Source organism: Halorientalis brevis, from assembly GCF_042678165.1.
Classification (GTDB): Archaea; Halobacteriota; Halobacteria; order Halobacteriales; family Haloarculaceae; genus Halorientalis; species Halorientalis brevis.
In genome coordinates this window covers 19,427-39,734 of sequence record NZ_JBHUDJ010000001.1, presented here as the reverse complement: position 1 = coordinate 39,734, position 20,308 = coordinate 19,427, and the positions used below count along the sequence as shown (strand labels likewise).

Sequence of the window (20,308 nt, the reverse complement as noted above, 5' to 3'; positions counted from 1 at the left end):
GGCCCACCACGAGCATCCGGCGCCTGTGGCCGCCGGTTCACTCCGACGAACGAAGTGAGTCGGAGCAGTTTTTAGCGTAGATTTTTACGAAGGGGGTTCCCGCAGGCCCAGCGGGCCGAGGAAACCCCCTGACGTAAAAAGGTACTAGTAGATGAGTGCGTCGTCGTTTTCGACCATGTAGAGGGTGCGGGCGGCGATGTTGACGGCGTGGTCGCCGATGCGTTCGAGGTCGCGGATGGTCAGGAGGACGCTCGTGACGGATTCGAGCAACAGTTCGAGTTCGTCGTTCGAGGGGGTCTCGTCGACGAGCGTGCGAATGATCTGCTGGGCGGCTCGCTCGCAGCGCCCGTCGAGATCTTCGTCGCGCTCGGCGACTGCGAAACACGCCTCAGCGTCGTCCTTGGCGTAGGCGGCGATGGCATCGTCGAGCATCTCCACGGTGATCTCCGCGAGGTCGCTGATGGCGATCTCGGAGAAGAGCCCAGTTTCCGCTGAACGGATCGATGCGGCGAGGTTCGCCGCGAGGTCGGCGATGCGTTCGAGGTCGGTGATGATCTTGAACGAGGCAGCGATAAAGCGGAGATCGCCGGCAACTGGCTGCTGGAGCGCGAACAGGTCGATACAATCCTGTTCCAGATCCAGATACAGCTCGTTGATCTCGTGGTCGGTTTCGGCGATACGCGTCGCGATCGACTGATCGTACGTTTCGAGCGCGGCGATCGTCTTCTGGAGCCGCGTCGAGACGACGTTACCCATCCGGACCACGTCGTCGCGGAGTTCGTCCAGCCGCTCTTGGTACTCTTCGCGTGGCACGCCTTATCCGAACTTTCCGGTGATGTAGTCTTCGACGCGCTGGCTCTCGGGGTTCTCGAAGATCTTGTCCGTGTCGTCGTACTCGGCGAGCTCCCCGCCGGTCAGGAAGACGGCCGTCTGATCGGAGATACGCGCCGCCTGCTGCATGTTGTGGGTGACGACGACGACGGTGTAGTCCTCGGAGAGGTCGTCGATGAGGTCCTCGATCTTCGCGGTGGCGATGGGGTCGAGCGCGGACGCGGGCTCGTCCATCAGGATGACCTCGGGATCGACGGCGAGACAGCGGGCGATGCAGAGCCGCTGTTGTTGGCCACCGGAGAGTCCGAGGGCGTTGTCGTCGAGGCGGTCGTTGACCTCGTCCCAGAGGGCGGACTGTTTGAGACAGCGCTCGACGAGTTCGAGTTCCTCCTCGGTGTCGTCGCGACCGAGGAGCCGAGCGAACAGGCCGGTGTCGATGTCACCGTGCTTGCGCGGCCCGTAGGAGATGTTGTCCTTGATGGACTTGGGGAACGGGTTGGGGTGCTGGAACACCATCCCGACGCGCTTGCGGAGTTCGACGAGGTTCGTGCCGTCCTGGTAGATGTCCATCCCGTCGAGTTCGACCGTCCCGTCGACCTCGGCGGCCTTGATGCGGTCGTTCATGCGGTTGAGACACCGCAGGAAGGTGGACTTCCCACAGCCGGACGGCCCGATGAGCGCGGTGACGCTTTTTTCGGGGATGTCCATCGAGACCGACTGCAGCGCGTGATCGTCCCCGTACCAGACGTCGAGGTCGGTCACCGAGAACTTCGTCTCGCCGTCGAACTCGTAGTCAGTCCATTCGTCCTGGATCTTTTCCTGGCTCTCACCGGTCGTCGTGACGGACGACGAGTCGGTCGTCGATGTAGCCGGTTCCTCTTCTGTCTCGGTACTGTCTATTTCGCTACTCATAGGTGCTTGAGCTTCTTCCTGAAGTACATTCGAGCCGCGATGCCGATCGCGTACAGCGAGAGCACGACGATGAGGAGGACGAGCGCGGTCCCCCATCCGAACGCCTGGGTCTCCCCGACCCCAGCGGTGATGATGGCGTACAGCTGGAGCGGCAGTGCGGTCGCAGCCTCCATCAGTGCTGGATTCGTCATGAACGGCGGTGAGGCCGTGAACTGGAACCCTTCGATCACGTTCGGTGCCGCTCGTGGGAACGTCGAACCGCGCATGACGAGCAGAATCGGTGCCGTCTCACCGGCGATTCGGCCGACGCCGAGGATGATCCCGGTGATGACGCCCGGCATCGCCGCCGGGAGGACGACGCTGCGAATCGTCTCCCACTTCGAGACGCCGAGCGCGGCGCTCGCGTCGCGGTAGCCGTCCGGGACGCTCTTGATCGCCTCACGGCTAGTGATTAACACGAGTGGGATAAGCATGAATCCCAGGACGAGTTGTCCTGCGAGGATCGAGAGTTCGCCACCGAAGCGCGGAACGATGAACGCCAGGCCGAACAGGCCGTAGACGACGCTCGGAGTGCTCCAGAGGCCGTTCGTCGCGACTTCGATCGCACGCGTGAACAGTCCCTGCTCGGCGTACTCGGTGAGGTACACCGCTGCGCCGATCGCCAGCGGGACCGAAAACACGATTGCGCCGACGACGAGGTACAGCGTCCCGAAGATTGCCGGCTTGATCCCGCGCTGAATGCCGAGCCCCTGTGAGGGGTTCATCACGAACGGCCAGTCGATCGTGAGCGGTGCGACGTACTCGAAGTTCTTCATCATCGGGCCCCATCCTTTGGAGACGACGAAGCCGATGACAACCAGCAGGATGGCGATCATCCACGCGGCGTTGAGGCCGATCAGGAGATACGCCCCGGACTGGCGACCGCGGGTACCGAACCCGCTTCGGGCCTTCGCGGCGCTCCAGGCCGTGATGATCCCACAGAACAGGGAGAGCATCGGGACGACCGCCTGTGCGGGGAACTGAGCGATGATGTCCTGAGGCTTCCACGCCCAGGCGGGCGTGATGATGCCACCGAGCAGCAGCGCGGCGACGATGACGGCGAGCCCACCGGAGGGGAGCGTCGTTCCGACGTCCTCGTCGAGTAGAGCGACCGTGACGAACACGCCGACGCCTGCGACGAGGCCGATACCGAGGCCGGCAGTCGCGCCGAGCCCACCGAGGGACGTTGCCAGCGCAGCGATCACGAGCGCCCACAGGACCCCGGAGAACGTCGCCGGGACCAGGCCCGACTCTGGATCGGGCGTCGTTTCGGCGATACCGACGGCGGACGCGGCCCCGAGACCGATGACGCCGACGCCTGTGACGCCGAGCAACAACCCGAGGAACTGGTACAGCCCCAGGCCGAGAATCGACGTGTTGGCGGTCGTTACCTGGCCGAGCGTCGTCAGCCCGAGGACGAACGTCAGAATACTGAGGCTCATGAACGCCTCGGCGAGACGCTCGTATCCGCTGGTCGAACCGGTGATGAGTTCCGTCTCGCGTGCGTCGGCGTTGCTCATGCGTTCCCCTCCAGTTTCTCTTTCATCCGCCACTCGATGACCTGGGAGGCAACGCTGATGACGGTCACAGTGACGAACAGGATGACGCCGGCGGCGTAGAGCGCGTTCATGTGGACGCCGTGGGCGTTCCCGTACTGGCTGGCGATCAGACTCGTCAGCGTCTCCCCGTTGAAGAAGATGTCGTAGATCGGGTCGGGGATGTCCTGAGCGTGACCGAGCATCACCGTCGCAGCCATCGTTTCACCGATGGCGCGACCGACGCCGAGGAGGACTGCGGCCGCAACACCCGAGAACGCCGCGGGGAGAGTGACGCTTTTCATCGTCTGCCAGTCGGTCGCGCCGACGCCCATCGACCCGCGTTTCATGTCTTCCGGGACGGAGGTGATGGCGTCTTCTGCGACCGAGACGACGGTCGGGAGTGCCATCAGGCCGATGACGAGACCGACCGAGAACAGGCTCCCGTAACTGGTTCCCAGCACGTCCTGCGTGTACTGGTTGATGATGACGAAGCCGATGAACCCGTAGACGATCGACGGGATCCCGGCGAGGATCTCGATGCCGGGCTTGACGATCTCACGGGCCCACGTGGGTGCGATCTCCGCGATGAAGAGCGCGCCCGCGATCCCGAGCGGGCCGGCGACGAGGATCGCCAGCACCGTGGTCACGAAAGTCCCGTAGATCATCGGGAGCATCGAGAAGACATTCTCGCGCGACGCCCAGTACGGCGGCTGGGCTTTCGTCAGCATTCCCAGGCCCGGGATGGTGATTCCGAAGATCGTGTCACTCATCACCTCTGCGGCCGGTAGCGATTCGAGGATTACGAAAACGGCGATCAGTCCGAGGATCGCGACCGTCGAGACCGTCGCGACGAAGGTCAACGCCTTCGCCATCAACGATTGCTCGGTCGCCCACCCGTAGCCAACTGCCGCGACACAGACCACGAACGGGATGCCCGTCGCTGACGAGTTCAGCAAGAACAGGGCCACCGTCGCGAGCAGCGAACCGCCGCTCACTGCGAGCACTCCGAGCTGTGAACTCGTCATGCCATCGAGCGAGAGACGGACTGATCGGCCGAAATCCGAAATTGTGGACATCCGGTGTAGGAAAATCGAATGGGGTTGTTATGTCGTTTTCTGTTCGCTATTTGTTCGGCGACGGAAGCTTGTCCTTCTGCGCCGTCCGCCGCTCCTGGGGCAGTTTGAAGTAGTTGTTCGACTCGACGAAGACTTTCTGTCCGAAATCAGTCAGGATCATGTTGATGAAGGCGGCCTCCTTCTTGGACGTGTCTTCCCACGTGTAGTTGTGGAGGTCACGGCTGAGCGGGTAGCCCTTCGAGCCGAGGTTCTTGCCGTACTCGTAGGTCGTTCCCTCGAGTTCGAGCGCGACCGGCGGCGTGGCTCCGTCCGGTTCGGTGAACGCCAGCGCGAGGTAGGCGATCCCGTTGTCGGAGTTCTTGATGAGCGTCTTGACCTGCTGGTTCTGGCCCTTCCGGACGTCGGGCTTGATCGGGGCGTCCGGGTTGCCGTAGAGGTTCGCGCGGAACGCCGTGTCGGTACCGGACCCTTCGGCGCGACCGATGGCCTGAATCTCCTTGTCCGGGCCGCCGACCTCGCTCCAGTTGGTGATCTCCTTCTTGTAGATCTTCTTCAGCTGGTCGCCGGTGAGCTTGGTGACGCCCGCGTCGTAGACCTCGCGGGAGACGACGATCGGCTGGCCGTCGACGCCGAGCACGTGGTCGATGAACTTGTCCAGCGTGGACTGGTCAGCGTCGGGGAGTTCGTCCTCGACGGGCGCCGAGGAGTTCCCGATGTCGACGCGGCCTTTCTGGACGGCCTGGACGCCGGTCCCGGAGTGGGAAAGCGCGACGTTGACGAGGTACGGCGGCGTCGAGCGCTCGCCCGTCTCTTCGAAGCCGTACATGCCGGCGAAGTAGTCGGCGAGGTTCTTGTCGGTCTTGATCTGGCTCCAGCCCGGGACGCTTCCCTCGGAGTTCGATCCCCAGTATTCACCGTCGTCGGCCGGCGAGTTTCCGTTCCAGTAGGACGATGCTGTGTTCGCAATGGGATAGACCGTCGACGAACCGTCCGCCGTCAGCGGACCGGTGTCCGACCCTCCGTCTGAGCCACTGCCACCGCCGAGACAGCCGGCGAGTGCCGTCGCAGCGATCCCTGTACCCGTCGCAGCCATGAATTTGCGTCGCGAAACGCGTGAACCTGACTCGCGTGTCATCATCAGATACGGGTAGACTAAGGGGTAAATACTCTACTATTACTTTTCCCTAATAATCTATTCTCTATATAGTATTCTATATCAGTATCGATCCGTCTATACGCTTCACTTGGCCGATACGGCTTCCGTAGGGTGGTTTGTTGATGTTCTGTCTCCGTTGAAATGAACGTCAGGCTACGTGAATGCCGGGCGACCGCCGTAATATATCTCACATGTCGACCGATCCAGACCCGTTAATTTGCTCTAGTTGTAGCTGAGTCTGAAAATGGGTAAATCTGGCGTTCGTATATAGATATGGATTAATTTATTGCGGGTAAGGAGCTACACGCTCGCATGGAGACGCGAAAAGTCCAGGTCACTGGTGGATCGACGTATACAGTGTCGTTGCCGAAAGACTGGGCAACGGAAAACGACGTCAGCGCGGGAAGCGTCGTCGAGTTCCACGCCGAGAGCGACTCACTCCTCCTTTCTCCCAAAGAGAGCAACGAGCGTACAGAGGGTACCCTCGACGTGAGCGGGCTCGAAGGCGATCAACTCACGCGCGCAGTAATGACGATGTACGTCAGCGGGTTCGACATCATCACGCTGGAGACGCCGCGCGTCGAGGCCAAACAGCGCCGCACCATCCGTCAGGCCACCCAGGGGCTGGTCGGGCTGGAAGTCATCGAGGAAACCAGCGAGCGCGTCGTCCTCCAGGACCTGCTCGACTCCTCGGAGCTGTCGGTCCACAACGCCATCACGCGCATGCGCCTGGTCGCCCTGACGATGCTCTCCGACGCCGTGGACGCCCTCGTCGAGAACGACGACGACCTGGCGAACGACGTGATGGAGCGCGACGACGACGTGGACCGCCTCTGGTACATGATCTCGCGGGTGTTCCGGACGGTCCTGCGTGACCCGACCGCCGCATCCCACATCGGGCTGCCACGGGTGACCTGTTTCGACTACCAGTCGAGCGCTCGGCAACTGGAACGGATCGCCGACCACGCGACGAAGATCGCCGAATTCGCCCTGGAGATCGACGAGATCGACGACGACATCGCCGACGGGCTCTACGAACTCCGAGAGGACGCGCTGGCCGTCCCGGAGACCGCCATGGACGCGCTCCTCGAAGACGACCCCGACGAGGCCACGCGCCTGGCGAACGAGGCTCGCAGTCAGATCCGGCCCATCGACGACCGCGCCCGCGAGGTCGACGACCGCATCCACCAGATGGACTCCCAGACTGCTCAGGTGCTCGGGCTCGTCGTCGACTCGCTGTCCCGGACCGCCGACTACGGCGGGAACATCGCGGAGAGCGCCCTCCAGAAAGCCGCTCCGCGTCCCTGACTCGCCGTTCGCGAGACGACTCTCTTTTCTCGAAGCTATCGTAGTCAGCAAAATTTTCACTGTCCACGAGCGTCAGCAGGTCTGTTTTCCGGCTCGCAACGCCCTGACCGAGTAGACTGTGAGCAAAGACTTCTGGTGACTACTATAGTAGTCTCGAAGGAGAGAGAAGAGGGCGCCGTCCGGCCACCGCGAGTATTCACAGGAACTTGTGACCTGAAACGTGACCATGAGGTGCGGGTCGGACGCGCCAGTTAGGCCGAGTCGGGGGGATGACATAAACGCCGCTAAGACCTCTCTACTGGGGTCCGTGTGGGCACTGAGAATATATATCGGTACTGAGAACGAGTCGGCTTACTCCTCGACGAGGACGGCGTTGACCTGGCCGTCCTGGCCGGGGCGGGAGGTCACGCGGGCGCGGCCCTCGCTCGTTTCGAGGACGGCGCCTTTCGTGATGATGTTTCGGCGCGCGTAGTTCGGGTTGGACTCGTTCTCCGCCACGTTCTCGATTTCGGCGGCGACGACTTCGTCACCGACAGCGATGCTGGCGGTGTCCGTGGTGATCGCACGAATCTTCTGCGTGTCGCCGCGCGTGTCGACGAACTTCAGCTTCTGGTCGCCGACCTGCGTCTCGGTCGACTCGCCGGCGAGTTCGTGCTTTTTCTTCTTGTGGTTCGGTCGAAGGCGGCCACCCGTGCGCTTGCGCGTGGAGCGTCCCTGGTCTTTCATACGTGTCCGATTCACGAGCGGACACTTGAACCTCTCGACTCTCACCCGGCGGTCAGCGGGTGCCTACTCCAGGCGATGCTTCTCGAGTTCTGCCTGCACCGCTCCGAAGTCGATCGGCGGTTCGAACCCGTCGAGCGCGTCCTCGACGGCCGAGCGCCGATCTTCGAACCGGTCCCGCCACGCTGGTGGTGCGACGTCGTCGATCCGGTCGCCGAGCGTCCTCCACTGGTCTTCGAGCTCGTCGAGTCGCCTCTCCGCGTCGTTTCCGTACCCCTCTGCGTCGCCGTCGTCGTCGGCCGCCCACGTCCTGAGGTCGGCGAGCTCGGCGCGAGCGTCCATGAGCCCCAACTCCCGCACGCGGTGCGTGACCGATAGTTCGAGCCAGGCGCCGGCGAGGTCGTCGTCCGTCGCTTGGTGGTCTCGGTCTCCCGCCACCAGGGACGCTAACTCGTCGACGTTTTCGCCGAGCGCCTCGATGGACTGTTCGATCACGTCCAGATCCCGTTCGAGTTCGCGAAGCCGGGCGTTCGAGTCCGCGAGCCACTCCTCGAACGATTCGAGATCAGTCCGGAGTTCCTCGGCGGTCGCGTGGACGGAACCCGCTTCCTCCGTGAGCTGCTCGATCTCTGCTGCCAGATCGTAGAGCGACGCCGGGTCGTCCTTTCGACCGACGAGTTCCTGAAGGGTCGCGCCCAGGTCGCTCGCCCGTTCCTCGATCGCAGCGACGTCGGACTCGAACGCGTCGACGCGTGTCCGAATCGCATCGAGGTCGGGAGCGTCAGCGGCGCTCTCGCGAACGTCGGCGAGTCTGACCGCGGCCATCTCCGCGCGGCTTTCAGCGTTCGAGACGGCCATCGATGCGTCGGCCAGTGCGGCGTCGACCGCGTCCCGGCTGACGACGCCGTCCTCGGTGATCGTCGCGAGTACAGCTCGCGCTGTCTCCCGGTCCAGTGCGTCGACGGTGGCGACCACCGCGTCCACGGCGTCCGATAGCGACAGCCCGGCGATGTTGTCGGCACCGTCGCTCTCGTCCTGGCTCATGTGGCGCGCTTGACTGCGGGACGCCGTATAGCTTCCGTCACCGGTCGATTCGCTCGTGTCCATCGACTGCCACTCGCTGGACGCCGACAGCGATGGCTTTAGATGGGTGCCAGTTGCGCGTAGGAACGATGAGTTTGCGGACGGCCGTCGCCACGCCCTTTCGCCAGCAGGGTCGGGACCGGATGGGGAAAAGCGAGTTCGTCGTCGCGCTCTCGCTGGATCGCGACTGGTTCTCGCCCGACCAGGCGAAACGACTGCTCGACGTCGCGGCGAGCGAGGGCCTCGTCGAGCGAGCCGACGGCGAGGTCGCCGTCACGTTCGACCTGGACGAGGTCACGGTGCCGGACGGGTTCGTCCCCGACGAGTCCATCCTCCAGGAGCGGTCGACGTTCGAGCGCGTCCTCGACGCGATCGTCGACGCCGGCGTCCAGAAGCAGGAGGCCGTCGCGGCGATCAACTCGCTCCAGGCCGACCTCGGCGTGACGGTCGAGGCTGCGGCGGTCGTTTACGCGCGACGACAGGAGATCGACGTCTCGGAACTGGCCGACCGCGCACTGGGTGAGATCTGATGGTCGAGAAACGCATCACCGACGGCAAGCGCATCGCACAACTGCTCTCCTCCGAAATCACCGGTCGCGAAACCGGCGTCCTCGCCGAGCTGGCCGTGGTCGACGCCGACCCGGACGCCGACCCGTCCGACGACGGCGCGTTCGCCTACGCCGTCGCCTTCGACGACGACCGGATCGCTGACGTGTTCATGCAGCCGGACCGGGCGTATCTGGAACTCGAAGCCGGGGTCGACGCTGCGACGGAGACCGCCGAAACGGAGGGCCTTCGCGTCCGTCCGAAGGCCGTCGAGCCGCCGCGGACCCTCGTGTTCGTCGAGAGCGGCGCCGAGGTGAAAGGCGCCGTCCAGGTGCTCGTCGCGGCCGCCGAACGCTACGCCGAGTGAAGCAGGTCGGGCAACCGCTCGACCAGGTTCTCCCTGTCGACCGCCGCGTCGGCTCTCGGATGCCGGTTCGGGTTCTCCGGCGTCAGCACCTGAATGGTTCGGAAGCCCGCGGCGGCTGCACCCGCGATGTCGACCTCGGGCCGATCACCGACGAAGACGGCCTCCTCGGGACCGACCTCGAGTGCGTCACACACTGCCGCGAACGCTCGCGGGTCTGGTTTGCCGGCCTGTAGCTCGCCCGTGATGACGACGGCGTCGAACAGCTCTTCCCAGCCCAGTTCGACGAGTTTCCCCCGCTGGGCGACGCGCGGTCCGTCGGTGAGGAGTCCGACGCGGTACTCGCGACGGAGCGCCTCGACCAGGTCGACGGCGTTCGGGATCGGTTCCAGCGCCTCCTCGATGGCGTCGCGGTACGCGGCCGCGAGGGCCGTCGGCGTGACGGTGGCGTCCTCGTCGAGCAAGCGCTCGAAGATCGGCGCCCGGGTGTCCGTCGCGTCGACCGATCCGTGGGCCTGCAGGTACGCCCCCCGGTCGATGTCGGTGCTGCCCACGTGGGCAGTCGCCTCGTCGAGCAGTTGCTGACGACGCCGGGCCGTGACCGCGAGCGTGTCGTCGAGGTCGAACACGACTGCGACGGGCGACGGGGTCATTCGGTCGTCAGTAGTGACCCACGGGATTTGAGTGTTCCCGCGATCTGGTGCGTGGCTGACGACGGGGAGTCAGCCAGTGTGATCCTCGATAAGTCAAAGGCGCATTTGATTCTCCGGCGAGTATTCAACCGTTCCCGTCGAAGCCACGGGTGCAATGCGAGACAGAGCCCTCCCCGTGCTCCTCGCCGTCGTCGCCCTCGTGGCGGTCGGGACGGCGGGCGCGGCGTTGACGGTCGATAGCACAGACAGCACGACGGCGGCGCCGAATAGCGACGTCGCGACGGCCCACTCGTCTGGCGAGCAAACCGTCAGCGTCTCCGCCGACGGCAGTGCCAGCGCGACGCCCGACGAGGCGGTGGTCACCGTCGCCGTCGTCGCCGACGGTGACGACACGCAAGCCATCAGGCGCGACCTCGCGAACGGGTCGGAGCAGCTGCGAACCGCCCTCAATTACGCGAGCGTCGCCGGCGATCAGATCTCGACGACGGACTACCGCATCACCGAGTCACACCGGCCCGAGAAGTCGGCTGACGCGCCGAGGTACCGCGGCGTCCACGCCTTCGAGATTCGCCTCGAGCAGACCAACGCGACCGGTGGCGTCGTCGACGCTGCCGCCGACAGCGGTGCCGAGGTCACCGGCGTCCGGTTCACGCTCTCGGAGGACACCCGGACGGCCCTCAGAGACGAGGCCCTCCAGAACGCGATGGCCGACGCCAGACAGCAGGCCGACACGCTGGCTGCAGCCGGCGACCTCCAGGTGACGGGCGTCGCGAGCATCGACGCGTCGGATCGCAACTACCAACCGGTCCGCTACGAGGCCGACGCAGTCAGCGCCGCGGCCGGCGGGCGCAGCACCACGATCGAGTCGGGTGACGTGTCCGTGTCCGTCGACGTGCGCGTCGTCTACAACGTGACTGACGCCTGACGCCCGGCCGACGAAGTCAGGATGGGAACCTTGTAGTGGGCACCAGTCCAGCCCTCGGTAATGACTTTCTTCGACCGACTCGCCGACCGCATCGAGACGGCGAACAGCGTCGTCTCCGTCGGACTGGACCCGGACCTGGCGCGGCTTCCCGACCACCTCATGGAGAAGGACCTGCCGCGCTGGGCGTTCAACCGCCGGATCATCGACGCCACGCACGAGCACGCCGCCTGCTACAAGCCCAACGCGGCCTTCTACGAGGACCCCGACGGCTGGCGCGCTCTCCAGGAGACGATCGCCTACGCCCACGGCAAGGACGTGCCCGTCCTGCTGGACGCGAAACGCGGCGACATCGGCAACACCGCCCGGCAGTACGCCGATCTCCTTGATTCGGCCGACGCCATCACGGCCAACCCCTACATGGGTCGCGACTCGCTGGAACCGTTTCTGGAGCGGACGGACGCGGGCGTGTTCCTGCTCTGTCGCACCTCGAACCCCGGCGGCGCGGACATTCAGAACCTCGAACTGGCCTCGGGCGAACCCGTCTACGAGCGCGTGGCCGCCCTGGCCGACACCTGGAACCGGAACGGCAACGTCGGCCTCGTCGTCGGCGCGACCCAGCCCGAAGAACTGGAGGAGATCCGTGAGATCGTCCCCGACATCCCGTTCCTGGTGCCCGGCGTCGGCGCCCAGGGCGGCGACGCCGAGGCCGCCGTGGAGTTCGGACTGGCGAAGCTGGACGAGCAGAGCTCGTCGGCAGACCGGACGAAGTCCGGTATTGGCGTCGGCCTGGTCAACTCCTCGCGGGGCATCATTTTTGCCGGAGAGGATCAGGGCGAACACTTCCACAAAGCGTCCGGCCAGGCGGCCAAGCGACTGAAGGAGCGCCTGAACGAGTACCGCTGATCAGGAGCGTCGAGCGAGCCGGCTATCGAGCGCGTCCGTGACGGTTCCGAGATCGGGAACGTCCTCCCGCGCCGACCGGAAGGCCAGGAGCGGGAGCCACCGGTCGATGACGAGCGTTCGATCGGTGACGTCGTAGCCGGTCAGTCGCGACCAGGGAACGTACCGCCCCCCGAGACTGCCGGCGTCCTGGACGTAGAGCCCGTCTGGCAACGCGACGTAGTGGCGGCGGCGACCGGCGAACGCGGTCGCAGCGAACAGGATGCCCGCCGCCGTCGGCGCGAACTCGCCGAGGAAGACCGCGTCCGGGTAGTACACGCCGACGCCGAGCAGCGCCGTCGCACCCAGGAACGTCACGCCCCGGAGCGCCCATCGCTGCCGTCTCGTCGGTCCGGCCTGCCACTCGGCGATGACGGCGTCGTCGGCTCGCGCCGCCGCGAGGACGCGCTGGTTCGCGAGGAGGTACGCTGCGAGACCCACCAGCAAGGCGACGACGAGGAACGGGATCCACGGGAGCACCGTCCGCTCCGCCGCAGGCAGCGCGTCGTAGACGAGCATCCACCCGACGAGCGCGAGGGCCGGGACGCCGAGGAGCACCGCGTGCAACTGGCTGCGGGCCATCGTCGCAGCGAGGTTCCCGCGGCGAGTGGCGAACGCGACGACGGCGAGGAAGGCGACGCTACCGGCGGCTGGTGCCGCGGTCCGGACCGTTGCACGGCCGGCGAGGGCGACGACGACGGTAAACGTCAGCGCGCCGACGTACGCTCCGAGCAGGATCGCGAACGAATCAGGGCGACGCATAGGGTTCGCCTCCACGTCGAGCGCAAAAAACGCCCGGTGTGATAGCTACCGAAGGGGTTCGCGACCCGCTCGCCGTCACGGCGCCGACGCTCCGACGTGCCAAACGTGTTGGATAAACGACCGAAAATTACTCGGGGATTTTATCATGATGGTATCCATATACTGAAGTATCGATCGCTAACCTATCTATATTTGTATATGAATACCCGCAGAGCGTTTTTCGTCGTTCTGATTTTCATCGCGATCTTACTGTCGAGTGCCGTCTTTGCGGGGTTCCAGCTGTACAAGGAGACGCTCGCGGAGCAGGGCCGAGCCGAGGTGAACCACTCGGCACACCACATCGGCTCGCAGCTCTCGGCGCAGTTTTCGAGCCGCGAGCAGACCGTCGAACTCGCCGCGAACTCGCCGTTCGTCGCTGCGGAGAACCGAACCGTTCAGCGGACTGCACTGGCCACGTTCGTCAACACCACGTCGTTCTCCGGCGTGTCTGTGATTCACCGCAACGGGACGATGCTGAACATCGCCGCCGGACTGCCGCCGGACGAGCGCCGGGCGCTGATCGGGAGCGATTTCAGCGACCGGACGTACTTCCAGCGAGCAGTGGCGGGTGAAACGTACATCAGTGACCCGATCGCAGCCGAATCCGGGAACTACATCGTGACGATCAGTTCGCCGATCCGTCACGAGGGGCGCATCGTCGGGACGCTCAACGCCGCATATCACCTGCCCGAGAGTGCGTTCGCGGGAACGGCCACGTCGCTACTCAAACCGAACGCCGAACTCACGATCTACACGCAGTCTGACGAGGTCGTCTACTCGACCGATCCGTCGCCGGAACGGGACGCCATCGTCCGGAACGTGAGCGTCGGTGACCTCGGCTGGACGGTCAGTGTTCGCCAGAGTCGCGGGGAGCTGCGCTCGACCGCTCGGACCGTCTCGTATCTGCAGGCGGGGAGTATCCTCGTGGTGCTGTTCTCGATCGCCGGGTTCGGCTGGTGGGTGTATCGACGCAACCTCCACCAGGTCGAACACCTCCTGACGGGGTTCAAAGCCCTCGAAGAGAAGGAGTACGGCACGCAGATCGCCGTCGGCGGGAGCGACGAGTGGCGACAGATCGGAGCGAGTTTCAACGAGCTGAGCGAGTCGCTCGACCGGTACGAGACCGAGCGGAAGGCGCGGGAACACTCGCTCCGGGAGTTCAAGCGCGCCGTCGAGCACGCCGGGTACGCGGTGTTCATCACGGACGTGGACGGCACGATCCAGTACGTGAACCCGGCGTTCGAGGAGATCACCGGCTATCCGGCACGAGAGGCCCTCGGTGAAACCCCGAAGATTCTGAACTCCGGGAAGATGTCCCAGAAGTACTTCGCGAACCTGTGGGAGACGCTCCTGTCGGGCGGCGAGTGGGAGCGGGAGATCATCAACGAACGGCGCAACGGGACGCTGTACTTCGCCCACCAGACGATCACGGCGCTCACCGACGAGAACGGGAACGTCGAGGAGTTCGTCGCCATCCAGACGGACATCACGGAGTTGAAGGACCGCGAACGCCACCTGCAGACTCTCAGTCGCGTGTTGCGACACAATCTCAGGAACAAGATCAACGTCATCACGGGGTACGCCGAGGTGTTCCTCCACGACCCCGACGCCGCCGACGAGACGACGGCCCGGCAGATCATCGAGACTAGCAAGGGCCTGACGGATCTGGCCGACAAGGAACGTCGGATCGTCGAACTGCTCGTGGACCAACCACACCCCCAGCGGATCTCGCTCACCCGCCTGCTGGACGCGGTCACGCGGGACGTCGGGCACAAGTACCCTGACAGCACCGTCTCGGTCACCTGTCCGGACGACGTCGAGATCGAGGCCATCGATCAGCTCCAGAGCGGCCTCTACGAACTGATCGAGAACAGCATCGTTCACACCGGCAGCGACTCGGATCGCGTCGAACTGACGGTCGAACCGCGCGCGGAAACCGTGGCGATCCGCATCGAAGACGACGGGCCCGGGATTCCGACCGACGAGCGGCGCATCCTCACTGACGACGCCGACATCGAACCCCTCTCACACGGCTCCGGACTCGGACTGTGGCTCGTCCACCACATCGTCCGACTGTCGCAAGGGAACGTCCGGTACGAAGAGGCGACGCCGTCCGGGAGCGCGGTCATCGTCGAAGTGCCGCGAGCGTAGCTGACCGTCGGATCAGACGTGAGTCCGCTCGATGTGCGTATCGAGCGTGGCGATCACCGTTCGGAGATCGTCGATCTCGGCTTTCGAGCTGTGTATCGGGCCGCGCCATCGCCCGCGGTAGAGCACGAGCGCGTCGTCGGTAACCTCGTACCCGGTGAGTCGCGACCAGGGGATGACAGTGACGTGTAGCCCGGCTCGCGGTTCGACGACGAGACCGTCGGAAAACGCCGCAAACCCTCGCAGACGGTCGGGGTCCCCCGAGCGCGTCGAGAGCACATTGGCGACGATGAATCCGCCGAGTATCCACGCGGCGTCCGCGGAGACCACGTCCGCGAGCACGCCGACCGCAACGAGCACGCCACCGAAAAAGACGAGTGACTTTCTGCGCTTGATCGCACGGCGAGGTGGGCGAGCAGTCCACTCGACGGTCGGGCTCTCACGCGTACAGATCTCCGCTACGCGGCGGGCGTCCGCGACGATTCGTACGACACCAGCGGGGAGCGCGCCGAGCATCACGACGAGGGCCGTGCCGTCCGAGAGCACTCCCGATTGCGGAACGACCGTCACCCAGTCCTGGGCGGCTTCCACGAGGAAGACGCCGATCGGAACCGCGACGAGCAGATCGTGGATGCGACTCCGCCACAGCCAGTTAGCGGGGTCGATCAGGAACGTCGAGAGGAAGACCGTCCCGACACAGGCCGCAACTGCCGGAGCGGTCACCGCGTTTGCGGTCGACGGACGACCGATCGCGATCGTGAGCGCAGCGAGCACGTCGATCCCGACGGTGACGCCCAGTGCGACAGACAGCAGCCCCCGTGACGGTATCAACCGATCACCGAGACGACGCTGAGCCATGCACATTCCGACGACCAACGTCTGGAAAAAACTGGCTATGGCGTCGTTCGGATTTGGACGGTGTGTCGTGATCGTCGACGGGACGAGACGACCGGTCGCACACCTGGGCTAGAACCGATACGTGTCGACGCCGTCGGGCATGTTCTCGGGGCTGCGCTGGCGCTCCTTGCCGCCACCGCCGACCTGTGCCAGACACTCGACGCAGAGGCCGGTCTCCTCGTCGAAGTCCTCGCTGCAGACCAGTTGGGCGCAGCGCGAACAGGTGTGGTGGACATCCCTCGTGCCGCAGATCTCACAGATGCCGGACACGCTCATGCTAGACGGTAGCAGGCCAAGCCGTATGAACCCTGCGCGGCGCGGACTCTAGTTGTCGGTCGCGTGGGCCGGCAGCGAGAGGCTTACAGTCGTTGCGTCCGAACGGACAGCCGTGCAGCACGACCGGCTCATCACCGGCATCGCGATCGCCCTCGCCGGGTGTGCGATACTGCTGGCGCTCCTCGGGGTGGTCTACAACCCGGCGATCATCTTCGTCGCGCTGGCGCTCGGTGCAGCGGCCTACTTCATGTGGTACCAGACGAGCGGCCGTCTCGCACGGCGCGTCTACCGATCGGTCGAACGGCAGGCGCGGAAAAACGCCGGCGCGTCGGGGAACGGCCAGCGGCGGACGCGCGAGCGCGGCGGCTTCGGTGCCGGGCCGCGGGAGGACTGGGTCCCGCCGGGCGGACGAACCGGCCAGCGAACGCGACGGCAGCGCGGTGGCTTCGGCGGCCAGCGCCGCCAACGCCGGCAGCGACGGCCCCCATCACCGAACGACGGACCGAGCGAAGCGGAGGCCTACAAAGTGCTCGGCCTGGACCCCGGTGCGGACGACGACACCGTCAAACAGGCCTACCGGCAGAAGGTCAAGGAAGTCCATCCGGACACCGACGGCGGTGACGAGGAACAGTTCAAACGCGTCAACCGCGCCTACGAACGACTGACCTAGCGGTCGAGGTACTGGAGCACGCCCACCACGTCCCGGCGCAGCGTCGGACTCTCCCATTCTGGTCGGAGCTCGGTCAGTAGTTCGTCGACGTCGTCACCGACGGCCTCCCGTGCGTCGCGGACGGCCGCGACCCACTCCGGGAGAATCTCGGCGTAGTCGTCCAGTTCAGCGACGGCGTTCCCGCGCTCGCCCGGCCCGAAGTGGCTGTAGAGCGTGCGCGAGGGGTCCAGTTCGCGGAGGCGGTCGACCGTCGCCAGGTTCGCGTCGAGGTCGAAACTCGGCGGCGGTGTCGTCGGCGCGACGCCCGAACCCTCGGGATCGAACGCACCGACGGCGTCGGCCGCGAACAGCATCCCGCTCTCGGGGTCGAGACAGACGAAGTGGTGGGGAGCGTGGCCCGGTGCGTCGTAGATGTCGAGGACGCGATCGCCGAGGTCGATGGTTTCGCCGCCGGAGACGGCGCGACAGCGCGCTTCGGGAATGACGTCCGGGTCGCCGTAGGGGTCCTCGAACCCGATGGCTTCGTTCACGCTCTCGGTGAGTCGGTCGAGGCGGTCGGCGTCGGTCAGGAACGGGTAGCCGCGCTCGTGGACGAGAACGGTCGCGTTCGGGCAGGCCTCGACCAGCGTGCCGGTGCCGGCGGCGTGGTCCAGGTGGACGTGGCTGACCACGACGTACGCGACCGCTGCGGGGTCGATCCCGAGGTCGTCCATCGCGGCCAGGATGCGGTCGGCGCCGTCGGCGGTGCCGGCGTCGAGGATCGCGGGCCGCTCGGCGTCCAGCAGGTAGGTCGCCAGGGCGTTCTCCATCCCGAACAGTCGGTTGTCGACGAGATAGGTGTCGGGACAGCCGGCAACGGGTCGGGGGTCCATAGCGGAGGCTCGGACCGAGGTCACTTATGCGGTTTGAGAGCTACGTCCGGACATGGACGGACTCGGACGCCAGCTGGAACGGGAGGCGATCGACGCGTGACGCCGCCGCTGGTAGTCGACATCGACGGGACGCTCACCGGACCGGACCGCGGGCTCGATCCGCGAACGATGCCGATCCTCAAAGAGTGGGACGCGCCGGTCGTCGTCGCCACCGGGAAGGCCTTCCCGTATCCCGTCGGCCTCTGTGAGTTCCTCGCGATTCCGATCCGAGTGATCGCCGAGAACGGCGGCGTCGTCTACGTCGCCGAGACCGAAACCGTCGTGTTCACCGGCGAACCCGAGGCCGCACAGGCCGTCGCCGAGGAGTTCCAGGCCGCCGGGTACGACCTCGGGTGGGGCCGTGCCGACATGGTGAACCGCTGGCGCGAGACGGAGATCGCCGTGAACCTGGACGCGCCCCTGGAGCCGCTGGAAGCGCTCGCCGCCGATCACGGCCTGGAAGTCGTCGACACCGGCTTCGCCTATCACGTGAAATCGCCCGCTCAGAACAAGGGCAAGGGCCTGAAAGCCGTCGCCCGCGAACTCGGCCGCGACCCCGAAGAGTTCGTCGCCGTCGGCGACTCCGAGAACGACGTCTCGACCTTCGAGGTCGCCGGCCGGGCGATCGCCGTCGCCAACGCCGACGACCGCGCGCTCGCGGCTGCCGACGAAGTCACAGAGGGCGAGTACGGCGAGGGCTTCCTCGAAGCCGTCGACCTGATCGAGGGCGGCCTGGAAGGGTAGTCTTTCGCCGGCCGAGCGGCCGCGGACGATCGGGTCTTCGGGACCCGTGACAACAATACACAAAGGAAAGGAAATCTTTTATTTATGGTGCCCTAAACGCGGTGTATGAGCCCCGACCGGGCCGTCCTCGAACGTGCCATCGAGCGCGGTGAGGAGGAGGGCGGCAGCGTCGAATTCAAAGAGCGGCTCACGAAAGACCTCCACGCACGTGAGGGCCGATTCGAGAGTTTAGCTGCACAGTTACGTCACCGCGTCCTCTCGGGGGAGGGTGAAGCGACCTACGTCGTCGGCGTCACGGACGACGGCGGGATCACCGGGATCGCCCCCGACGCCTTCTCGGAGTCCATGGACGTCCTCTCGTTGCTGGCCGAAGAGGCCGGCGCACACATCGAGGACGTCGAGACCTGGGGCGTCGACGACGGCGGCGCCACTCCGACCGACGGCCAGTCCCCTGCGTCCCGATCGGCCGAGCGCGGCATCGTCGGCGTCGCCACCGTCCGCGAGGGATCGGTGATGGAAGACGACGAGCACATCGTCGTCGGAACCGCCGGCCACGTCGACCACGGCAAGTCCACGCTCGTCGGCTCGCTCGTCACCGGCGAACCGGACGACGGCGAAGGCGGCACGCGATCGTTCCTCGACGTCCAGCCCCACGAAGTCGAGCGCGGGCTGTCCGCGGACCTCTCCTACGGCGTCTACGGGTTCGACGACGACGGCGACGCGATCCGGATGGACAATCCGCATCGGAAGTCCGACCGCGCCCGCGTCGTCGAAGAGGCCACCCGCCTCGTCTCGTTCGTCGATACAGTCGGTCACGAGCCCTGGCTCCGGACGACCATCCGGGGACTGGTCGGCCAGAAACTCGACTACGGCCTGTTGACCGTCGCGGCCGACGACGGCCCGACGAAGACGACGCGCGAACACCTGGGCATCCTGCTCGCCACGGAACTCCCGACGATCGTCGCCATCACCAAGGCGGATCTGGTGGACGACGAGCGGGTCGCAGACGTCGAGCGCGAGGTCGAACGCCTCCTGCGCGAGGTCGACAAGACGCCGCTCCGGGTCGAGCGCCACGGCGTCGACGTGGCCATCGAGGAGATCAGTGAGACCGTCGTCCCCGTCGTCACGACGAGCGCCGTCACGAAGGACGGACTCGACGCGCTCGACGAGTTCTTCGAGCGCCTGCCCAAAACCGCCGGCGCGGAGGCGGACGATTTCACGATGTACGTCGATCGGTCCTACAGCGTCACCGGCGTCGGTGCGGTCGCGTCGGGGACGATCAAGTCCGGCACGGTCGAGGCCGGCGACGAACTCCTGCTCGGCCCCATGCAGGACGGGTCGTTCCGCGAGGTCGAAGTCCGGTCCATCGAGATGCACTACCACCGCGTGGACGAGGCCCGCGCGGGGCGCATCGTCGGCATCGCGCTCAAGGGCGTGGCCGAGGCGGACATCGAACGCGGGATGGTCCTGCTGCCAGCAGACACTGACCCCGAGCCGGTCCGGGAGTTCGAGGCCGAAGTGATGGTCCTGAATCATCCGACGCGTATCGGCGACGGCTACGAACCGGTCGTCCACCTCGAAACGGTCAGCGAGGCCGCCGCGTTCTATCCCGACGACGGGCAACTCCTCCCGGGCGACAACGGGACGACGCGCGTCCGATTCAAGTTCCGGTCGTACTTCGTCGAGGAAGGCCAGAAGTTCGTCTTCCGCGAAGGCCGCTCGAAAGGCGTCGGCAAGGTCGTCGACGTGACGCCGACCTCGTGATCTC

Annotated in this window: 21 protein-coding genes; 9 read left to right on the top strand and 12 right to left on the bottom strand. The window is 65.6% G+C overall.

The genetic code is table 11. The features are described from left to right. Positions 1–144: 144 nt before the first annotated feature. The 5 genes from phoU to ACFR9U_RS00190 form a co-directional block, all read right to left on the bottom strand. On the bottom strand, positions 145–813 hold the full coding sequence (gene phoU, locus ACFR9U_RS00210; RefSeq protein WP_247377658.1) for a phosphate signaling complex protein PhoU: 669 nt from the start codon (positions 811–813) through the stop codon (positions 145–147). Positions 814–816: 3 nt separating this feature from the next. Continuing rightward, the gene (gene pstB / locus ACFR9U_RS00205; protein ID WP_247377656.1) at positions 817–1,743 is read right to left on the bottom strand and encodes a phosphate ABC transporter ATP-binding protein PstB; all 927 of its coding nucleotides are present in this window, start codon (positions 1,741–1,743) and stop codon (positions 817–819) included. Next, positions 1,740–3,302: a phosphate ABC transporter permease PstA gene (gene pstA, locus ACFR9U_RS00200; protein ID WP_247377654.1), complete on the bottom strand. Its 1,563-nt coding sequence runs from the start codon at positions 3,300–3,302 to the stop codon at positions 1,740–1,742. Before pstA ends, pstB begins: the two co-directional genes overlap by 4 nt. Continuing rightward, complete coding sequence (gene pstC / locus ACFR9U_RS00195; RefSeq protein ID WP_247377652.1) at positions 3,299–4,345, bottom strand: phosphate ABC transporter permease subunit PstC; 1,047 nt, start codon at positions 4,343–4,345, stop codon at positions 3,299–3,301. Before pstC ends, pstA begins: the two co-directional genes overlap by 4 nt. A 97-nt stretch (positions 4,346–4,442) precedes the next feature. Next, positions 4,443–5,489, bottom strand: coding sequence for a PstS family phosphate ABC transporter substrate-binding protein (locus ACFR9U_RS00190; RefSeq protein WP_247377650.1), 1,047 nt, complete (start codon positions 5,487–5,489; stop codon positions 4,443–4,445). 375 nt (positions 5,490–5,864) lie between these two features. Here ACFR9U_RS00190 and ACFR9U_RS00185 point away from each other — a divergent pair, with 375 nt between their 5' ends. Beyond that, positions 5,865–6,860: a phosphate signaling complex PhoU family protein gene (locus ACFR9U_RS00185; RefSeq protein ID WP_247377648.1), complete on the top strand. Its 996-nt coding sequence runs from the start codon at positions 5,865–5,867 to the stop codon at positions 6,858–6,860. Positions 6,861–7,211: 351 nt separating this feature from the next. Here the strand turns inward: ACFR9U_RS00185 and ACFR9U_RS00180 are convergent, their stop codons facing one another. Both ACFR9U_RS00180 and ACFR9U_RS00175 read right to left on the bottom strand, forming a co-directional pair. Next, entirely contained in the window at positions 7,212–7,586 is a 375-nt protein-coding gene (locus ACFR9U_RS00180) for a 30S ribosomal protein S8e (protein WP_247377646.1), read from the bottom strand. Positions 7,587–7,649: 63 nt separating this feature from the next. Beyond that, on the bottom strand, positions 7,650–8,627 hold the full coding sequence (locus tag ACFR9U_RS00175) for a hypothetical protein (RefSeq protein ID WP_247377644.1): 978 nt from the start codon (positions 8,625–8,627) through the stop codon (positions 7,650–7,652). Positions 8,628–8,755: 128 nt separating this feature from the next. On the opposite strand from ACFR9U_RS00175, the gene ACFR9U_RS00170 reads away from it, so the two are divergent. Both ACFR9U_RS00170 and ACFR9U_RS00165 read left to right on the top strand, forming a co-directional pair. Beyond that, entirely contained in the window at positions 8,756–9,196 is a 441-nt protein-coding gene (locus ACFR9U_RS00170; RefSeq protein ID WP_247377642.1) for a DUF2240 family protein, read from the top strand. After that, positions 9,196–9,579 carry a hypothetical protein gene (locus ACFR9U_RS00165; RefSeq protein WP_247377640.1) on the top strand — a complete coding sequence of 128 codons (384 nt, stop codon included), beginning with the start codon at positions 9,196–9,198 and terminating at the stop codon, positions 9,577–9,579. The genes ACFR9U_RS00170 and ACFR9U_RS00165 overlap by 1 nt, the downstream gene beginning before the upstream one ends. On the opposite strand, the gene ACFR9U_RS00160 is transcribed toward ACFR9U_RS00165, so the two are convergent. Next, positions 9,567–10,229: an HAD family hydrolase gene (locus ACFR9U_RS00160; protein WP_247377637.1), complete on the bottom strand. Its 663-nt coding sequence runs from the start codon at positions 10,227–10,229 to the stop codon at positions 9,567–9,569. The genes ACFR9U_RS00165 and ACFR9U_RS00160 overlap by 13 nt on opposite strands. 154 nt (positions 10,230–10,383) lie before the next feature. On the opposite strand from ACFR9U_RS00160, the gene ACFR9U_RS00155 reads away from it, so the two are divergent. Beyond that, entirely contained in the window at positions 10,384–11,154 is a 771-nt protein-coding gene (locus tag ACFR9U_RS00155; RefSeq protein WP_247377634.1) for an SIMPL domain-containing protein, read from the top strand. A gap of 60 nt (positions 11,155–11,214) precedes the next feature. Beyond that, positions 11,215–12,057, top strand: a complete 843-nt coding sequence (gene pyrF, locus ACFR9U_RS00150) for an orotidine-5'-phosphate decarboxylase (protein WP_247377633.1) — start codon at positions 11,215–11,217, stop codon at positions 12,055–12,057. Here the strand turns inward: pyrF and ACFR9U_RS00145 are convergent, their stop codons facing one another. Next, positions 12,058–12,855, bottom strand: a complete 798-nt coding sequence (locus tag ACFR9U_RS00145; protein ID WP_247377631.1) for a hypothetical protein — start codon at positions 12,853–12,855, stop codon at positions 12,058–12,060. Positions 12,856–13,053: 198 nt separating this feature from the next. On the opposite strand from ACFR9U_RS00145, the gene ACFR9U_RS00140 reads away from it, so the two are divergent. Further along, positions 13,054–15,045 (top strand): PAS domain S-box protein, encoded by a 1,992-nt coding sequence (locus ACFR9U_RS00140; protein ID WP_247377629.1) that lies wholly within the window; start codon positions 13,054–13,056, stop codon positions 15,043–15,045. 12 nt (positions 15,046–15,057) lie between these two features. Here ACFR9U_RS00140 and ACFR9U_RS00135 read toward each other — a convergent pair whose 3' ends face one another. Both ACFR9U_RS00135 and ACFR9U_RS00130 read right to left on the bottom strand, forming a co-directional pair. After that, complete coding sequence (locus ACFR9U_RS00135; RefSeq protein ID WP_247377627.1) at positions 15,058–15,900, bottom strand: hypothetical protein; 843 nt, start codon at positions 15,898–15,900, stop codon at positions 15,058–15,060. Between the two features lie 108 nt (positions 15,901–16,008). Continuing rightward, positions 16,009–16,215 carry a hypothetical protein gene (locus tag ACFR9U_RS00130; RefSeq protein ID WP_247377625.1) on the bottom strand — a complete coding sequence of 69 codons (207 nt, stop codon included), beginning with the start codon at positions 16,213–16,215 and terminating at the stop codon, positions 16,009–16,011. Positions 16,216–16,327: 112 nt separating this feature from the next. Here ACFR9U_RS00130 and ACFR9U_RS00125 point away from each other — a divergent pair, with 112 nt between their 5' ends. Continuing rightward, positions 16,328–16,885 (top strand): J domain-containing protein, encoded by a 558-nt coding sequence (locus ACFR9U_RS00125; protein ID WP_247377623.1) that lies wholly within the window; start codon positions 16,328–16,330, stop codon positions 16,883–16,885. Here ACFR9U_RS00125 and ACFR9U_RS00120 read toward each other — a convergent pair. After that, the gene (locus ACFR9U_RS00120; RefSeq protein WP_247377621.1) at positions 16,882–17,757 is read right to left on the bottom strand and encodes an MBL fold metallo-hydrolase; all 876 of its coding nucleotides are present in this window, start codon (positions 17,755–17,757) and stop codon (positions 16,882–16,884) included. The genes ACFR9U_RS00125 and ACFR9U_RS00120 overlap by 4 nt on opposite strands. A gap of 96 nt (positions 17,758–17,853) precedes the next feature. Between ACFR9U_RS00120 and ACFR9U_RS00115 the strand changes: the two genes are divergently transcribed. Both ACFR9U_RS00115 and ACFR9U_RS00110 read left to right on the top strand, forming a co-directional pair. Further along, on the top strand, positions 17,854–18,540 hold the full coding sequence (locus ACFR9U_RS00115; RefSeq protein WP_247377619.1) for a phosphoglycolate phosphatase: 687 nt from the start codon (positions 17,854–17,856) through the stop codon (positions 18,538–18,540). A gap of 105 nt (positions 18,541–18,645) precedes the next feature. Continuing rightward, positions 18,646–20,304, top strand: a complete 1,659-nt coding sequence (locus ACFR9U_RS00110) for a GTPBP1 family GTP-binding protein (RefSeq protein WP_247377616.1) — start codon at positions 18,646–18,648, stop codon at positions 20,302–20,304. Positions 20,305–20,308: the final 4 nt, after the last annotated feature.

What these genes read in the sequence shown, in the direction of transcription:
- pstB (WP_247377656.1), bottom strand. Translation starts at nt 1,743, where the DNA reads ATGAGTAGCGAAATAGACAGTACCGAGACAGAAGAGGAACCGGCTACA.
- pstA (WP_247377654.1), bottom strand. Translation starts at nt 3,302, where the DNA reads ATGAGCAACGCCGACGCACGCGAGACGGAACTCATCACCGGTTCGACC.
- pstC (WP_247377652.1), bottom strand. Translation starts at nt 4,345, where the DNA reads ATGACGAGTTCACAGCTCGGAGTGCTCGCAGTGAGCGGCGGTTCGCTG.
- ACFR9U_RS00190 (WP_247377650.1), bottom strand. Translation starts at nt 5,489, where the DNA reads ATGGCTGCGACGGGTACAGGGATCGCTGCGACGGCACTCGCCGGCTGT.
- ACFR9U_RS00185 (WP_247377648.1), top strand. Translation starts at nt 5,865, where the DNA reads ATGGAGACGCGAAAAGTCCAGGTCACTGGTGGATCGACGTATACAGTG.
- ACFR9U_RS00180 (WP_247377646.1), bottom strand. Translation starts at nt 7,586, where the DNA reads ATGAAAGACCAGGGACGCTCCACGCGCAAGCGCACGGGTGGCCGCCTT.
- ACFR9U_RS00175 (WP_247377644.1), bottom strand. Translation starts at nt 8,627, where the DNA reads ATGAGCCAGGACGAGAGCGACGGTGCCGACAACATCGCCGGGCTGTCG.
- ACFR9U_RS00170 (WP_247377642.1), top strand. Translation starts at nt 8,756, where the DNA reads ATGAGTTTGCGGACGGCCGTCGCCACGCCCTTTCGCCAGCAGGGTCGG.
- ACFR9U_RS00165 (WP_247377640.1), top strand. Translation starts at nt 9,196, where the DNA reads ATGGTCGAGAAACGCATCACCGACGGCAAGCGCATCGCACAACTGCTC.
- ACFR9U_RS00160 (WP_247377637.1), bottom strand. Translation starts at nt 10,229, where the DNA reads ATGACCCCGTCGCCCGTCGCAGTCGTGTTCGACCTCGACGACACGCTC.
- ACFR9U_RS00155 (WP_247377634.1), top strand. Translation starts at nt 10,384, where the DNA reads ATGCGAGACAGAGCCCTCCCCGTGCTCCTCGCCGTCGTCGCCCTCGTG.
- pyrF (WP_247377633.1), top strand. Translation starts at nt 11,215, where the DNA reads ATGACTTTCTTCGACCGACTCGCCGACCGCATCGAGACGGCGAACAGC.
- ACFR9U_RS00145 (WP_247377631.1), bottom strand. Translation starts at nt 12,855, where the DNA reads ATGCGTCGCCCTGATTCGTTCGCGATCCTGCTCGGAGCGTACGTCGGC.
- ACFR9U_RS00140 (WP_247377629.1), top strand. Translation starts at nt 13,054, where the DNA reads ATGAATACCCGCAGAGCGTTTTTCGTCGTTCTGATTTTCATCGCGATC.
- ACFR9U_RS00135 (WP_247377627.1), bottom strand. Translation starts at nt 15,900, where the DNA reads ATGGCTCAGCGTCGTCTCGGTGATCGGTTGATACCGTCACGGGGGCTG.
- ACFR9U_RS00130 (WP_247377625.1), bottom strand. Translation starts at nt 16,215, where the DNA reads ATGAGCGTGTCCGGCATCTGTGAGATCTGCGGCACGAGGGATGTCCAC.
- ACFR9U_RS00120 (WP_247377621.1), bottom strand. Translation starts at nt 17,757, where the DNA reads ATGGACCCCCGACCCGTTGCCGGCTGTCCCGACACCTATCTCGTCGAC.
- ACFR9U_RS00110 (WP_247377616.1), top strand. Translation starts at nt 18,646, where the DNA reads ATGAGCCCCGACCGGGCCGTCCTCGAACGTGCCATCGAGCGCGGTGAG.